Source organism: Candidatus Pelagibacter sp. HIMB1493, assembly GCF_052047995.1.
GTDB lineage: Bacteria > Pseudomonadota > Alphaproteobacteria > Pelagibacterales > Pelagibacteraceae > Pelagibacter.
On sequence record NZ_JBNAIP010000001.1, the window covers coordinates 566,457 to 581,621 of the forward strand.

The following is a 15,165-nucleotide window of genomic DNA, read 5'->3' on the forward strand; positions in this document are numbered from 1 at the left end:
TTATTTACTCGCTAAATTAATATTATGCATATTTATTAAATCTGAAACAGAAACCTCAATTGTATTAATCAAAGGATCTGGATAAAAACCAAAAAATAAAGTTGGTATAGCTAAGCATGTTAAAATTACATATTCTGATTTATTTAAATCTAACATTTGTTTTAAATCTTCATTGACTAATTTCCCAAAAACAACTCTTTTATACAACCAAAGCATATAAGCAGCTCCTAAAATTACTCCTAAGCTTGCTAACACAGCTACTAAAAAATTATCCTTAAAGGCACCCATTAAAATTAAAAATTCACCAATAAAACCACTTGTTCCAGGTAATCCTAAAGCGGCTAATGTAAATAACATAAATAAAATCGAATACTTTGGTATTATGGAAACTATACCACCATAAGAATTTATCATTCTTGAATGCATACGGTCATAAACAACACCAACACATAAAAATAGAGCTGCAGACACTAATCCATGACTAATCATCTGAATTATACTTCCCTCGATACCTTGTTGTTGAAGAGTAAAAATACCTAAAGTTACAAAACCCATATGTGCAACAGACGAATATGCAATTAACTTTTTCATATCTTCCTGCATTAAAGCGATAAAAGATGTAAAAATTATTGCTATAACACTTAAAGTATAAATAAGAGGTGTGAATACATCCGAAGCCACAGGAAATAACCCTAGTGAGAATCTAATAAAACCATATCCTGCCATTTTTAATAAGATTGCTGCTAATAAAACTGAACCTGCAGTAGGAGCTTCAACATGGGCATCTGGCAACCAAGTGTGAACAGGCCACATAGGTGTTTTTACTGCAAAAGAACTAAAGAAAGCTAACCATAATAAATTTTGATATTTAGCATCAATTCCAATTTCATAAAGTTTAACTACATCAGTTGTGCCTGATATCCAGTATATTGAAATGATCGCAACAAGCATCAAAACTGATCCAAGCAAAGTATATAGAAAAAATTTAAATGCTGAATAAACACGTTTTGGACCACCCCAAATCCCAATAATTAAAAACATTGGAATTAATCCAGCCTCAAAAAATAAATAAAAAACAACTAAATCAAGTGCACAAAAAACACCAATCATGAAACTTTCCATAATTAAAATTGCAATTAAAAAATCTCGTAATCTATTTTTAACTGAATTGTTAACTGAAATAATACAAAGTGGAGTTATGAAGGTTGTTAAGATTATAAATAATATAGAAATTCCATCGACACCAACTTTATAATTAATAAATCCTTCAATCCATCTTCTATCTTCAACAAATTGAAAATCAGATATACTTTGGTCAAAAGATATCCACAAATATATAGAAATTAAAAAATTAACTATACTTGTAAATAAAGCTACATATTTAGCTGTTGAATTATTTCCATTTTTATCTTTTGTAAAAAATAAAAAAAGAGCTCCTGTAGTAGGTAACAAGATTAAAGATGATAAAATTGGAAAGCTCATTATTTAACTATCAAAAAAGTTAATAAAGCAGAAAAACCTAACAACATTACAAAAGCATACTGATAGATAAAACCACTTTGAAATTTATTTGCTTTAATCGAACATTTTTTTATAAAAGAAGAAATTCCATCAGGACCAAATCCATCAATTATAGTTCCATCACAAACTTTCCATAAAAATGTCCCTAGTTTTTTCGATGATTTAATAAAAATAACCTCATACAACTCATCAAAGTACCATTTATTGACAAGGAAATTGTATAAAGGTTTATTCATTAAAGCTATTTCATTTGGCAATTCTTTGTTCTTAACAAATAAGTAATAAGCAATAGGTATTGATAAGATAACTAAACTAGGTGTTAAAAGTAAAAACCATGTTGGTGGATGATCTGTGCTTAGAGGTTCTAAAAATTTGATTGATTCTGACCAAAAGTAATTTTCACCACCATGTCCAATGAACAAATCTTTAAATAAAACACCTGCAAAAATTGCACCAATAGAAAGCACAAATAACGGAACAAGCATTACCAAAGGTGACTCGTGCGTTTCCTCTATTTTAATCTCTTTATTATTATATTCGCCATGAAATGTTTTAAATATTAGTCTCCAAGAATAAACTGACGTTAAAAAAGCAGTGACTATGCCAATACCGGCTGCATAGTAACCTGTTGTATTTCCTTTTAAATAAGCAAATTCAATAATTGCATCTTTTGAGTAAAAGCCTGATAAGAAAGGAAAACCTGTTAAAGCAAGAGTTCCAATAATCATTAAAGCATAAGTGTAAGGTAATTTTCTCCATACACCTCCCATGTTATTAATGTTTTGCTCATCTTTAAAAGCATGGATTACTGATCCAGATCCTAAAAATAATAAAGCTTTAAAAAAGGCATGTGTAAATAAATGAAACATAGCTACATTGTAAGCGCCTACACCAGCTGCAAAAAACATATAACCAAGTTGGCTACATGTTGAATAAGCAATTATTTTTTTAATATCTGTTTGAACTAAAGCTACCGTTGCAGCAAAAAAAGCTGTTGTCATACCAACTACAGTAATCAAATTTAAAATTACTGGAGAAAATTCATAAATAGGTGAGCATCTAACAACTAAAAATACACCTGCAGTTACCATTGTTGCAGCGTGAATTAGAGCAGAAACTGGTGTTGGTCCTTCCATTGCATCAGGCAGCCAAGTATGAAGTAAGATTTGAGCTGATTTACCCATAGCTCCGATAAATAACAATAAACAAACCAAATCTATCGCTTTAACCTCAAAACCTAAAAAAGATAAATTTTTATCTACAACAGTTGGAATTTGTTGGAAAACTTCATCATAATTGACAGTCCCAAACAAATAAAAGACTAAAAAAATACCTAATGCAAAACCAAAGTCACCCACTCTATTAACAACAAAAGCTTTAATTGCAGCTGCATTAGCACTCTCTTTTTTAAACCAAAAACCAATTAAAAAATATGAGCAAAGTCCAACTCCCTCCCAACCAAAAAATAATTGAATAAAATTATCTGATGTTACAAGCATTAACATTGCAAATGTAAATAATGATAGGTAAGCCATAAATCTTGGTTTATGTGGATCGTGAGACATGTAACCAATGGAATAAATATGAACTAATGCTGATACAGAAGTAACTACAACCAACATTACAGCTGATAGAGGATCAATTAACATTGACCAATTAACATCAAGTGAACCTGAATTAATCCAAGTTGCTATAACAATATTTTCTTCATATTGATTAATGATTACCTGATATAAAACAATTATTGATAAAATCGCAGATATAGAGACTAATGCACTCGTTACTATTTCAGAATTTCTATCACCAATGTAACGCCCAAAAAAACCTGAAATAATTGATGCTATTAGTGGAAGAAATAAAATTGAAAGTTCCATTATTATCCTTTCAACTCATCAATTTCTTCAACTCTGATAGTTCCAGAGTTTCTATAGTAAACAACGATTATAGCTAAACCAATTGCAGCTTCTGCAGCTGCTACAGTTAAAATAAATAAGGTAAATACTTGACCAGCTAAATCTCCGAGAAAAATTGAAAAAGCAACTAAATTGATATTTACAGCTAATAAAATCAACTCAATACTCATCAATATAACAATAATATTTTTTCTATTAAGAAAAATTCCAATAACTCCAATTGAAAATATAACAGCACCTAAAGTTAAATAGTGTCCTAAACCTATCTCAGTCATCTATTTTAACTCCTTTGTTAGAAGCAACTTCTACAACACTTACTCCTTCAGCTCTTTCACGAGAAATTTGTTTTATATAACTTTGTCTTTTAACGTTTGACCTTTGTCTAAAAGTCAGAACGATTGCTCCAACCATCGCAACTAACAAAATCATACCGCTAATTTGAAATACATGTATGTAATCAGTGTATAATATTTGACCTAAAGAGTGTGTGTTACTTAAGTCTGAAACTTTTGATGAATTGTTAATATCAAAAATCTCTGGTTTGTATTTCCATCCGCCAATTACAATAATTAGTTCAAAGAAAATGATTGTACTAATAATTAATCCAACAGGAATATGTTTTGAGCTAGCAGCAGAGGCAAACCATTGATTTTTTTGTTGAGCAACATTTAGCATCATTACAACAAAAAGAAATAAAACTGCTACGGCTCCAACGTAAACAATTAACATTATCATACCCAAAAACTCAGCACCAATCATAATAAATAGACAAGAAATACTGATAAAATCTAATATTAAAAAGAAAACTGAGTGGACAGTATTTTTTGATACTGTAACCATTATTGCTGACACAACCGCAATTATAGAAAAAGTGTAGAAGAAAATAGCGTGAGCAATCATTTATCTATGTGAACTATCCGCTTTAATATTAGCGTCTAGAATATTCTCCCATCTGTCACCGTTATCTAATAATTTCTCTTTCGTGTAATATAATTCTTCTCTTGTCTCAGTCGAAAATTCAAAATTTGGACCTTGGACTATAGCATCAACAGGACAAGCTTCTTCACATAGACCACAATAAATGCATTTCATCATATCAATGTCATAACGAGTAGTTTTTCTACTGCCATCTTCTCTTTGAGCAGATTCAATTGTAATTGCTTGGGCTGGACATACAGCTTCACAAAGTTTGCATGCAATACATCTTTCTTCTCCATTTGGATATCTTCTTAAAGCGTGCTCACCTCTAAATCTTGGGCTAATTTTTCCTTTTTCAAAAGGATAATTGATTGTTTTTTTTGGTTTAAACAATTCTTTTATTGCAATGAACAAACCGCCTATAAAATCAACCATGAAAATAGTTTTAAAAAATCTGGATAAATTCATAATTAGTTTGTTGGTAAAAGGTTAAAGTAAAATAAATAACTTGCAGTTAAAACAACCCAAGTTAATGACAAAGGAAGAAATACTTTCCAACCTAATCTCATTAATTGGTCATATCTATATCTTGGTACAATTGCTTTTACTAAAGCAAATAAGAAAAATAAAAGTAAAATTTTTAAAATTAACCAAATTGCACCTGGAACTAAAGTAAATGGATAAATATCTATTGGTGATAACCAACCACCTAAGAATAATATAGCTCCCATAGCACACATCAATAAAATGTTTGCATACTCACCTAACCAAAACATTGCATACATCATTCCTGAATATTCTGTCTGGTATCCAGCAACTAATTCTGCTTCAGCTTCAGGTAAATCAAAAGGTGGTCTATTGGTTTCAGCTAAAGCAGAGATAAAAAATATTACAAACATTGGAAATAACGGAATTACAAACCATAGATTTTGTTGAGCAATTACGATGTCATTCAAATTCAATGAGCCTACGCACAACAATACATTGATAATAATAACCCCAATTGAAACTTCATATGATACCATTTGAGCCGCAGATCTAATTGCACCTAAGAAAGGATATTTAGAGTTTGAAGCCCATCCTCCCATAATTATTCCATAAACACCTAGGGATGAAACAGCAAAAAGATAAAGTATACCGACATTAATATCCGCTAAAACCTGGGTTGCGCTAAATGGTATAACAGCCCACGCAATCAAAGCTAATGTCATAGTAACAATAGGTGCTAATATAAAGATTACTTTGTTAGAGCTTGATGGAATGATTATTTCTTTAAAAATATATTTCAAAGCATCAGCCAATGATTGAAGTAATCCAAATGGTCCTACTACATTTGGTCCTTGTCTTTTTTGAACAAAAGCCCAAACTCTTCTATCTAGCCAAACAATCATAGCTACAGAAACCAAAACTGGAACCAACAAAAATAGAATTTTGTATACCTCTTGAAAAACTATATTCAAATATTCCATCTTAACCTTCAGTGCCTGTTGATTTTAAATTCGTTTTTGCATTATTGCACTCAATCATTGTTTTTGATGATTTAGCAACAACATTAGAAAAATAATAATCTTTAATTTCAATTTTTAAATTTTCATTATTAAAATCAGAATTCGAGTTGTTATTATTTTGTTCAGTTTGTTTTTCACTTTGCAGTTTTAAATAATTTAACATGCTGCTATCTAGCTCTTCTTTATCGTTAAACAATTTTCTATTATTCATGAATTCAGCTAGTTCATTTATTATCTGCCAATCTTCTTTTGCATTTCCAGGAGGATAAGAGGCCTTAAATGCTTTTTGAATTTTTCCCTCTAAATTTGTATAATAACCGTCTTGTTCTGTGTAAGCTGAGCCAGGTAAAATTATATCTGCACACTCTGCCCCTTTGTCACCATGGCTTCCTTGATAAATAACAAATTCATTTTTTTTAGCAAAATTTAAATTATCCTGACCTATTAAAAACACTATTTCAAATTTATTTGATTTTAAATCTTCTATTAAATTTGTTTTATTGTTTAAAACTCCTAAATCAAAATTTCCTACAGTTGCTGCATCACATGATAAAACATTCAAAGGATTCCAATCTTCTGAGAACTTGTTTTTTTTATTCAAAAAATCTTTTAAATTATTAAACAGATATTGTGCATTTTCTAATCTTAGTAAGGACTCACCAATTATGATCATTGGTTTTTTTGCACTTTCTATTTCTTTTGAAAGTTTATGTGTGTCATCTATAATTTCTTTAATTGTTTTAGTTTGCCCATCTAAACTTTCATAAGGATAAGTTAGATCTCCACAATCATTTAATGATACAATTCTTGTACTATTATTTAGATAAGATTTTCTAATTCTTGTATTTAAAATTGTAGCTTCGTATCTAGGATTGGCACCCAATAATAAAATTAAATCAGCATCTTCAATTCCATTAATTGAAGAATTAAACAAATAATTTTCTCTTTTTGAAATATTAATATATCTATTATCTGATCTTGACTCATAATTATCAGTTTCAACTGTTCGCTCAAAAAATTCTTTAAAAATGTAAGCAGTTTCCATGTTTGTTAAATCTCCAACAAAACCAGATACTTTTTCTTTAGATGTATTTTCTAATTTAGATTTTATTATTTTATAAACTTCTTGCCACGAAGCTTTCTCAAATTTACCGTTGTATTTAATATATGGAGTATCTAATCTTTGATGAAGTAAACCATCACACGCATATCTAGTTTTATCTGAAATCCATTCTTCATTAATATCTTCATTTATTAGTGGGAGAACTCTTTTTACTTTCCAATCGTATGTATCAACTCTAATGTTTGAACCGATTGCATCCATAACATCAATTGTTTCAGTCTTTTTTAATTCCCATGGTCTTGCTTCAAAAACATAAGGTTTTGATGTCAAAGCTCCAACAGGACATAAATCAACTACATTGGCTGATAATTCTGATTGCATTGATTGCTCAAGATATGTTGTAATTTGCATATCCTCACCCCTACCTATTGCACCAAGTTCTGGGACTCCTGCAACTTCAGTGGCAAATCGCACACATCTTGTACAATGTATGCATCTTGTCATTTGAGTTTTGATTAACGGTCCCATATTTTTTTCAGGAACAGTTCTTTTGTTTTCTTTGAATCTAGATTTATCTACTCCATAAAACATTGATTGATCTTGAAGATCACACTCACCACCTTGGTCACATACAGGACAATCTAGAGGATGATTTGCTAGTAAAAATTCCATTACACCTTTTCTAGCCTTTTCAACTAAACTTGTGTTTGTTTTAATATTCATTCCTTCGGCAGCAGGCATTGCGCATGATGCAATGGGTTTCGGTGATTTCTCCATTTCCACCAAACACATTCTACAATTTCCAGCTATAGATAATTTTTCATGATAACAAAATCTAGGTATCTCAACTCCTGCTTTTTCACAGGCTTGAAGAACTGTTAGTCCTTCTTCAACTTCTACATCTATGTCATTTACTTTTAATTTAAGCATTTTTTTTATCTAATAAATGTTGATCAACCAAATAAGGTATATTATTTTTTTTCTGAACAATTGGGTCCAAATTGTTTCTTTCTTGAATTTCTTTTTTAAAATGTCTTAACAAACCTTGAACTGGCCATGAAGAACCTTCTCCAAACGCACAAATTGTATGACCAGCGATTTGGGTTGTTACATCTCCTAACATGTCAACTTCATCTTTAGTTGCATCGCCTTTTGCCATACGCTCAAGCATTCGCCACATCCATCCAGAACCTTCTCTGCAAGGTGTACATTGTCCACAACTTTCATGTTTGTAAAATCTAGCAATTCTCGCCATACATTTAATAATGTCTTGATCTTTATTGATAACAACTATTCCTGCTGTTCCTAATCCACTTTTTTCCTCGACACACGCATCAAAATCCATCTTTAATGTTTCGCATCTATCTTTTGGAATTAAAGGCATAGAAGATCCACCAGGTATTACAGCTTGCAAATTATCCCATCCACCAATCACTCCACCAGCGTGAACTTCTATTAATTCTTTTAGAGGAATACTCATTTCCTCTTCTACATTACACGGATTATTAACATTTCCAGAAATACAGAATATTTTAGTACCTGTATTTTTTTCTCTTCCTAAAGAAGCAAACCATTTCGCTCCTCTTCTTAGAATAGTTGGCACCACAGCAATCGTTTCAACATTATTAATTATAGTTGGACATCCATATAAACCAATCAAAGCTGGGAAAGGTGGTTTTAATCTTGGTTGACCTTTTTTACCCTCTAAACTTTCAAGTAATGCTGTTTCTTCACCACAAATATACGCTCCAGCTCCATAGTGGATATAAATATCTAAATCCCACCCAGTTCCAGCTGCATTTTTTCCTAATAGTTTTTTCTCATAAGCCTCATCAATTGCAGCTTGGAGTTTTTGACCATCAACAAAATATTCTCCTCTAATATATATATAGCAGACGTGTGCTTGAACTGCGTATGATGCTATTAGACAACCCTCTATTAATTTATGAGGTTCAAATCTTAAAATATCTCTATCTTTACAAGTTCCTGGTTCAGATTCATCACCATTGATAACCAAATAATGTGGTCTTGATCCAACTTCTTTTGGTGCAAATGACCACTTTAAACCTGTAGGAAATCCTGCTCCACCTCGACCTCTAAGCTGAGATTCTTTAATTTCATTAATAATCCAATCTCTTCCTTTTTCAGTAATTTCTTTAGTGTTTACCCAATCACCTCTTGATTGTGACGCTGCTACATCAGAGCCTTTATCATTATATAAATTTTGAAATATTCTATCTTGATCTTTAAGCATTTTTTAAATCTGTTAGTGTTTTTCTATTGTTCTCTGGCTCATTATTAATTCTTCCTCTGTATGAACCTGGTTTTGGAGTTTCTCCACTTAAAATTTTATCCAAAATCTCAGATGTTTTTTCTTTATCAAGATCTTCGTAATAATCATCATTTATTTGCATCATAGGAGCAGTCACGCAAGCACCTAGACATTCAACTTCCATCCATGAACAACTCTTATCGCTTGATAATTCACATTCATTTTCAGAAATTTTTTCCTTACAAGCTTCAACCAATTTATTTGCACCCCTAATCATACATGGTGTTGTAGTACATACTTGAACAAAATATTTTCCAACAGGTGATAGATTGTACATTGTGTAGAAAGTAGCTACCTCATAAACTTTTATATAAGGCATGTCTAAAAACTTAGCGATATACTTCATTGCAGCTAATGGTATCCAATTATTATTTTGTCTTTGAGCAATATAAAGTAAGGCCATCACAGCACTTTGTTGTTTTCCTTTTGGATATTTTGCAACAATATTATTTGCTGCCTCTAAAGAAGAAGCATTAAATTCAAAACTTTCTGGTTGATCTTTTGCTGGTTTTCTTAAACTCATCTATCCACCTCACCAAAAACAATATCTAATGAACCTAGAACAGCTGGTACATCTGCTAACATGTGTCCTTTAATTAAATAATCCATTGATTGCAAATGTGAAAAACCTGGGGCTCTAATCTTGCATTTATAAGGTTTGCTTGAACCATCAGAAATTAAATAAACTCCAAATTCTCCCTTAGGTGCTTCAACAGCTGTGTAAATCTCGTCCTTAGGCACTCTATAACCCTCAGTAAATAGTTTAAAATGATGAATTAACGCTTCCATTGATTGTTTAATATCTTTTTTTGATGGTGGACTAATTTTACCATCTAATGATTTAATTGGACCTTTTTCCATTTTAGATAAACACTGTTTAATAATAGAAACACTCTCTTTCATTTCTTCAATTCTGCATAAATATCTATCGTAGCAATCACCATTTTTTCCAACTGGTATTTTAAAATCTAAATCCTCATAACAATCATAAGGTTGAGATTTTCTTAAATCCCAAGGCACCCCTGATCCTCTAATCATAACTCCTGAAAACGAATAATCTAAAGCATCCTCTTTAGTTACAATTCCAATATCGACGTTTCTTTGTTTAAAAATTCTATTGTCTGTTAAGAGACTTTCTAAATCATTAATCACTTTTGGAAATGTATCGCAAAAGTTTGAAATATCTTCCTCTAAACCTTTGGGTAAGTCTTGATGAACACCACCGGCTCTAAAGTAGTTGGCGTGTAATCTTGACCCAGAAGCTCTTTCATAAAAAGTCATTAAAGTTTCTCGTTCTTCAAAACCCCAAAGTGATGGGGTTAAGGCACCAACATCAAGCGCTTGAGTAGTAACGTTAAGAATATGACTTAATATTCTTCCAATTTCACAAAATATAACCCTTATATACTGAGCTCTAATCGGTACATCTATTTTAAGAATTTTTTCTACAGCAAGGGCAAAGGCATGTTCTTGATTCATTGGAGCTACATAATCCAATCGATCAAAATATGGAACGGCTTGCATGTATGTCTTGTTTTCAATTAATTTTTCTGTACCTCTGTGAAGCAAGCCTATATGTGGGTCTGCTTTTTCAACAACCTCACCATCTAATTCTAATATTAATCTTAATACACCGTGAGCTGCTGGATGTTGAGGACCAAAATTTAGATTTAAATTTTTAATTTTTTTTGTCATTATTTTCAATTTCTTCTTTAATGTATTTTGTTCCTTCCCAAGGGCTCTCGTAATCAAAATTTCTATAATTTTGCTCTAGTTTAACTGGTTCGCTAATAACTTTTTTTTGATCTTCGCTATATCTAACTTCAGAATGACCAGTTAAAGGAAAATCTTTTCTTAAAGGATGTCCTTCGAAACCATAATCTGTAAGTATTCTTCTTAAATCGGGATGATCTTTGAAATTTACACCATACATATCAAAAACTTCTCTTTCCATCCAATTTGCTGCAGGAAAGAGACTTGTTAAAGAAGGTATAACTTCATTTTCAGAAATAGAGTATTTTAGAACTAGTCTTTGATTAAATTCATGACTTAAAAATAAGTAAACTACTTGAAATCTTTGATTATTTTCTGGATAATCTACAACTGTAATATCTATTAACTGTCGAAATTTTGTATCTAAATTAGTTTTTAAGAATAAAATTACATCTAAAAAATCATCTTTATCTGTTTCTAGATAAATTTGATTATGTTTTATTTCTGAATTATTAATTTTGGTGGTTAACTCAGAATTAATTTTTTTTTCTAGATCCTCTAAACTATTCATGACTATCTTATAAAAGATCCTTTTTTTCTAATTTTTTTTTGTAATTGCAAAATTCCGTATAATAATGCCTCAGCAGAAGGAGGGCATCCTGGAACATATACATCAACTGGAACTATACGATCACACCCTCTTACAACTGAATAAGAATAATGATAATAACCTCCACCATTAGCACAGCTACCCATAGAAATTACATATCTAGGTTCTGGCATTTGATCATAGACCTTTCTTAATGCTGGTGCCATTTTGTTGGTCAATGTTCCGGCAACAATCATCACATCTGATTGTCTTGGTGATCCACGCGGAGCAGCTCCAAATCTTTCCAAGTCATATCTAGGCATTGCTGTTTGCATCATTTCGACTGCGCAGCACGCAAGACCGAAAGTCATCCAATGCAAAGAGCCAGATCTAGACCAATTAATTAAATTATCTAGCGATGTAGTTATAAAACCATTTTTACTAAAATCTTTAGCAAGTTGTTTAAACTCTTCAGGAACTTGTTCTATTTTATCGTTCATTAAATTAATTTTATTCCCAATCTAAAGCACCTTTTTTCCATTCATAAATAAAACCAACTGTAAGTATGAATAGAAAAATCATCATTGATGAAAAACCTAATAGACCAATATTTCCTAATGATATTGCCCATGGAAATAGAAAGGCAATTTCGAGATCAAATATGATAAATAGAATTGCAACTAAATAAAATCTTACATCAAACTCCATTCTGGAGTCTTGAAACGGTTCAAAACCACATTCATATGCAGACAATTTTTCTGGATCAGGTTTTTTTGGAGAAAGTAAAAAATTTAACACTACAAAAGCAACACTTAAACCAAGAGCGATAACTAAAAATAGAATAATTGGTAGATAATCTTTTAAAAATTCAGATAACATGAAAATCTATATATCAGTTTTTATCTGATGTTGAAGGGAAGATAAGTCACATTTTATTAATATTAACAGACAGTTTATTGGGAAAAAGTGGCGGGAGTGAAGGGACTCGAACCCTCGACCTATCGCGTGACAGGCGATCGCTCTAACCAACTGAGCTACACCCCCACTTAAATTTGTTTGGTGGGCAGTAAAGGACTCGAACCTTTGACCCCCTCGGTGTAAACGAGATGCTCTACCAACTGAGCTAACCGCCCCAAAACTGAGCTACTTATTACATCAACACTTAAATAAAGTAAATTAATTATTATTGAATACTAGCTTGAGATTTATCGTCTTTTTTAGCTAAATCTACCTCAACCCATTCCGTAGGTTTAAGTTCTTTAGTTAAAGCAATTTTAATTACCTGGTCTGCATATTCAACTGGCGTAATTTTAATATCATCTATAATTTTTTTAGGCATATCCACTAAATCTTTTTCATTTTCTTTTGGAATCAAAACTTCTTTAATTCCAGCCCTATGAGCAGCTAATAATTTTTCTTTAAGACCGCCTATTGGCAATACCTGACCTGTTAATGTTACCTCACCAGTCATCGCAACATCTCTTCTTACAGGTATATTTGTAATCGATGAAACAATTGAAGTAACCATTCCTATTCCGGCAGATGGACCGTCTTTTGGTGTTGCTCCTTCAGGTACATGAATGTGAAAATCTTTTTTCTCAAATAGAGGTGGAATAATTCCGTACTCTAAACATTTTGATCTAACAAAAGATTTTGCAGCTTTTACAGACTCTTGCATCACATCACCTAGCTTACCAGTAATCTGCATTCTTCCTTTACCAGGCATAGTTACTGTTTCAATTTTTAAAATTTCCCCACCATACTCAGTCCAAGCAAGTCCAGTTACAATACCTACTCTATTTTCAGATTCTAATTCTCCAAATTTAAATTTAGCTACACCAAGAAAATCAGATAAGTTTTTATTATTAATTTGAACTTCTTTTTCCTCACCCGCTACAATTTTCTTAACAACTTTTCTAGCAAGTTTAGAAATTTCTCTTTCTAAATTTCTAACTCCTGATTCTTTAGTGTATCCTCTAATAACTTCTTTTATGATGTCGTCTTCCAATTTCATTTCTTTTTCTTTAACACCATTATCTTTAATTTGTTTAGGAAGTAGATATTTATTAGCTATACTAATTTTTTCATCCTCCGTATAACCAGCTAATCTAATTACTTCCATTCTGTCTAATAATGGAGGCAATATATTTAAAGTATTTGCCGTTGTTACAAACATCACATCAGATAAATCATAATCAACTTCTAAATAGTGATCGTTAAAAGTTGTATTTTGTTCTGGGTCTAGCGCTTCTAATAATGCTGAGGATGGATCACCTCTATAATCATTTCCAATTTTATCTATCTCATCTAATAAAATTAGAGGATTTTTTGTTCCAGCTTTTTTCATCATTTGAATTATTTTACCTGGTAATGATCCGATATAAGTTCTTCTATGCCCTCTTATTTCTGCTTCGTCTCTCATCCCACCTACGGACATTCTAACAAATTCTCTGTTAGTTGCTTTTGCGATAGACTTACCTAAAGATGTTTTACCAACACCAGGAGGACCAACTAAACATAATATTGGCCCTTTAATTTTTTCCATTCTTTTTTGAACAGCTAAGAATTCTATTATTCTTTCTTTAACTTTCTCTAATCCAAAATGATCTTTATCAAGAATATTTAATGCCTTCGTTAAATCGATATCAACTTCACTTTTCTTATGCCAAGGTAGTTCCGTCATCCAATCAAGGTAGTTTCTAACCACAGTAGCTTCAGCTGACATTGGGCTCATGTTCTTCAATTTTTTAAGCTCTTGTAGACATTTCTTTTCAACTTCTTTTGGCATTTTTGCTTTTGTGATAGCTTTATTTAGACTTGTAGTTTCGTCTTTGCCGTCTTCAATCTCACCAAGTTCTTTCTGAATAGCTTTAAGCTGTTCGTTTAAATAGTATTCTCTCTGAGTTTTTTCCATTTGAGTTTTAACTCGTCCTCGGATTCTTTTTTCTACACCAATTATACTTGTTTCATTCTCCATAATTTTAATTATGGCGTTTAATCTCTTTTTAACATCAACTGTTTCAAAAATTTGTTGTTTTTCTGAAATTGTAGCTGTGATATGTGAAGCAATATTATCAGCTATTTGAGAAGGATCTTTTAACTGCTTAATTGTATTTATTGTTTCGTTCGAAATTTTCTTGTTTATTGAAGTTAATTTCTCTAATCTTCTTAAAGCAGTAGCAGCTAAAGGAAATAAATCCTCATCTTTTGGTAAGATGTCATTGAAATATGTATAGTCACACGTAATAAATTTCTCGTTATCTTTAAAGTCTAAAATTTTAACTCTTTTAATTCCTTCTACTAAAACTTTTACAGTTCCATCTGGTAATTTTAATAATTGTAGGATACTTCCCTCACAACCATACATAAATACGTCTGTTTTTTTAGGATCATCGATCTCTGAATTTTTTTGAGTTACAAGAATAATCTTCTTATCTTTTTTCATCACCTCATTAAGTGCAGAAATAGATTTATCTCTTCCTACAAACAGAGGTATTACCATGCTTGGGAAGACTACAATGTCTCTTAAAGGTAATAACGGCAATGATATTTTAACATCCATAGGATTAATATGGATATTATATATTATATTGCAATAGGTTTTTGTT

The 15,165-nt window shown here is 31.4% G+C and carries 14 protein-coding genes and 2 tRNA genes; all 16 read right to left on the bottom strand.

The features are described 5' to 3' along the window. The 16 genes from ACTTBK_RS03015 to lon all read right to left on the bottom strand — a co-directional run bounded on the left by ACTTBK_RS03015 (nucleotide 1) and on the right by lon (nucleotide 15,119). Nucleotides 1–1,482 carry an NADH-quinone oxidoreductase subunit M gene (locus ACTTBK_RS03015; RefSeq protein WP_440618507.1) on the bottom strand — a complete coding sequence of 494 codons (1,482 nt, stop codon included), beginning with the start codon at nucleotides 1,480–1,482 and terminating at the stop codon, nucleotides 1–3. After that, nucleotides 1,482–3,395: an NADH-quinone oxidoreductase subunit L gene (nuoL, locus tag ACTTBK_RS03020; protein ID WP_440618508.1), complete on the bottom strand. Its 1,914-nt coding sequence runs from the start codon at nucleotides 3,393–3,395 to the stop codon at nucleotides 1,482–1,484. Before nuoL ends, ACTTBK_RS03015 begins: the two co-directional genes overlap by 1 nt. Before the next feature lie 2 nt (nucleotides 3,396–3,397). Continuing rightward, a complete protein-coding gene (gene nuoK / locus ACTTBK_RS03025; protein WP_075506644.1) occupies nucleotides 3,398–3,709 on the bottom strand; it encodes an NADH-quinone oxidoreductase subunit NuoK in 312 nt (103 codons plus the stop codon). Further along, nucleotides 3,702–4,334, bottom strand: coding sequence for an NADH-quinone oxidoreductase subunit J (locus ACTTBK_RS03030; protein ID WP_440618509.1), 633 nt, complete (start codon nucleotides 4,332–4,334; stop codon nucleotides 3,702–3,704). Before ACTTBK_RS03030 ends, nuoK begins: the two co-directional genes overlap by 8 nt. Beyond that, a complete protein-coding gene (gene nuoI / locus ACTTBK_RS03035; protein ID WP_440618510.1) occupies nucleotides 4,335–4,820 on the bottom strand; it encodes an NADH-quinone oxidoreductase subunit NuoI in 486 nt (161 codons plus the stop codon). A 2-nt stretch (nucleotides 4,821–4,822) separates the two neighbouring features. After that, a complete protein-coding gene (nuoH, locus tag ACTTBK_RS03040; RefSeq protein ID WP_262589304.1) occupies nucleotides 4,823–5,821 on the bottom strand; it encodes an NADH-quinone oxidoreductase subunit NuoH in 999 nt (332 codons plus the stop codon). 1 nt (nucleotide 5,822) lies between these two features. Then, nucleotides 5,823–7,853 (bottom strand): NADH-quinone oxidoreductase subunit NuoG, encoded by a 2,031-nt coding sequence (gene nuoG / locus ACTTBK_RS03045; protein WP_440618511.1) that lies wholly within the window; start codon nucleotides 7,851–7,853, stop codon nucleotides 5,823–5,825. Beyond that, nucleotides 7,846–9,177, bottom strand: coding sequence for an NADH-quinone oxidoreductase subunit NuoF (nuoF, locus tag ACTTBK_RS03050; protein WP_075506639.1), 1,332 nt, complete (start codon nucleotides 9,175–9,177; stop codon nucleotides 7,846–7,848). The genes nuoG and nuoF overlap by 8 nt, the downstream gene beginning before the upstream one ends. Beyond that, nucleotides 9,170–9,778, bottom strand: coding sequence for an NADH-quinone oxidoreductase subunit NuoE (nuoE, locus tag ACTTBK_RS03055; RefSeq protein WP_440618512.1), 609 nt, complete (start codon nucleotides 9,776–9,778; stop codon nucleotides 9,170–9,172). Before nuoE ends, nuoF begins: the two co-directional genes overlap by 8 nt. Beyond that, on the bottom strand, nucleotides 9,775–10,950 hold the full coding sequence (locus ACTTBK_RS03060; RefSeq protein WP_440618513.1) for an NADH-quinone oxidoreductase subunit D: 1,176 nt from the start codon (nucleotides 10,948–10,950) through the stop codon (nucleotides 9,775–9,777). The genes nuoE and ACTTBK_RS03060 overlap by 4 nt, the downstream gene beginning before the upstream one ends. Continuing rightward, nucleotides 10,934–11,539, bottom strand: a complete 606-nt coding sequence (locus ACTTBK_RS03065) for an NADH-quinone oxidoreductase subunit C (RefSeq protein ID WP_440618514.1) — start codon at nucleotides 11,537–11,539, stop codon at nucleotides 10,934–10,936. Before ACTTBK_RS03065 ends, ACTTBK_RS03060 begins: the two co-directional genes overlap by 17 nt. A gap of 2 nt (nucleotides 11,540–11,541) precedes the next feature. Further along, the gene (locus ACTTBK_RS03070; protein ID WP_425321967.1) at nucleotides 11,542–12,057 is read right to left on the bottom strand and encodes a NuoB/complex I 20 kDa subunit family protein; all 516 of its coding nucleotides are present in this window, start codon (nucleotides 12,055–12,057) and stop codon (nucleotides 11,542–11,544) included. Between the two features lie 10 nt (nucleotides 12,058–12,067). Beyond that, nucleotides 12,068–12,436 (bottom strand): NADH-quinone oxidoreductase subunit A, encoded by a 369-nt coding sequence (locus ACTTBK_RS03075; protein WP_075506634.1) that lies wholly within the window; start codon nucleotides 12,434–12,436, stop codon nucleotides 12,068–12,070. 88 nt (nucleotides 12,437–12,524) lie between these two features. After that, nucleotides 12,525–12,601 (bottom strand) — tRNA-Asp (locus ACTTBK_RS03080). A 13-nt stretch (nucleotides 12,602–12,614) separates the two neighbouring features. Then, nucleotides 12,615–12,690: transfer RNA gene (locus ACTTBK_RS03085), tRNA-Val, on the bottom strand. 50 nt (nucleotides 12,691–12,740) lie between these two features. Beyond that, nucleotides 12,741–15,119, bottom strand: coding sequence for an endopeptidase La (gene lon / locus ACTTBK_RS03090; protein ID WP_075506633.1), 2,379 nt, complete (start codon nucleotides 15,117–15,119; stop codon nucleotides 12,741–12,743). Between the last annotated feature and the right edge of the window lie 46 nt (nucleotides 15,120–15,165).

Bases quoted from the DNA above. Each gene is read 5' to 3' on its own strand.
- nuoG (WP_440618511.1), bottom strand. From the start codon at position 7,853: ATGCTTAAATTAAAAGTAAATGACATAGATGTAGAAGTTGAAGAAGGA.
- nuoF (WP_075506639.1), bottom strand. From the start codon at position 9,177: ATGCTTAAAGATCAAGATAGAATATTTCAAAATTTATATAATGATAAA.
- ACTTBK_RS03070 (WP_425321967.1), bottom strand. From the start codon at position 12,057: ATGAACGATAAAATAGAACAAGTTCCTGAAGAGTTTAAACAACTTGCT.
- ACTTBK_RS03075 (WP_075506634.1), bottom strand. From the start codon at position 12,436: ATGTTATCTGAATTTTTAAAAGATTATCTACCAATTATTCTATTTTTA.
- ACTTBK_RS03030 (WP_440618509.1), bottom strand. From the start codon at position 4,334: ATGATTGCTCACGCTATTTTCTTCTACACTTTTTCTATAATTGCGGTT.
- nuoL (WP_440618508.1), bottom strand. From the start codon at position 3,395: ATGGAACTTTCAATTTTATTTCTTCCACTAATAGCATCAATTATTTCA.
- ACTTBK_RS03065 (WP_440618514.1), bottom strand. From the start codon at position 11,539: ATGAATAGTTTAGAGGATCTAGAAAAAAAAATTAATTCTGAGTTAACC.
- ACTTBK_RS03060 (WP_440618513.1), bottom strand. From the start codon at position 10,950: ATGACAAAAAAAATTAAAAATTTAAATCTAAATTTTGGTCCTCAACAT.
- nuoE (WP_440618512.1), bottom strand. From the start codon at position 9,778: ATGAGTTTAAGAAAACCAGCAAAAGATCAACCAGAAAGTTTTGAATTT.
- nuoK (WP_075506644.1), bottom strand. From the start codon at position 3,709: ATGACTGAGATAGGTTTAGGACACTATTTAACTTTAGGTGCTGTTATA.
- nuoI (WP_440618510.1), bottom strand. From the start codon at position 4,820: ATGAATTTATCCAGATTTTTTAAAACTATTTTCATGGTTGATTTTATA.
- lon (WP_075506633.1), bottom strand. From the start codon at position 15,119: ATGGATGTTAAAATATCATTGCCGTTATTACCTTTAAGAGACATTGTA.
- ACTTBK_RS03015 (WP_440618507.1), bottom strand. From the start codon at position 1,482: ATGAGCTTTCCAATTTTATCATCTTTAATCTTGTTACCTACTACAGGA.
- nuoH (WP_262589304.1), bottom strand. From the start codon at position 5,821: ATGGAATATTTGAATATAGTTTTTCAAGAGGTATACAAAATTCTATTT.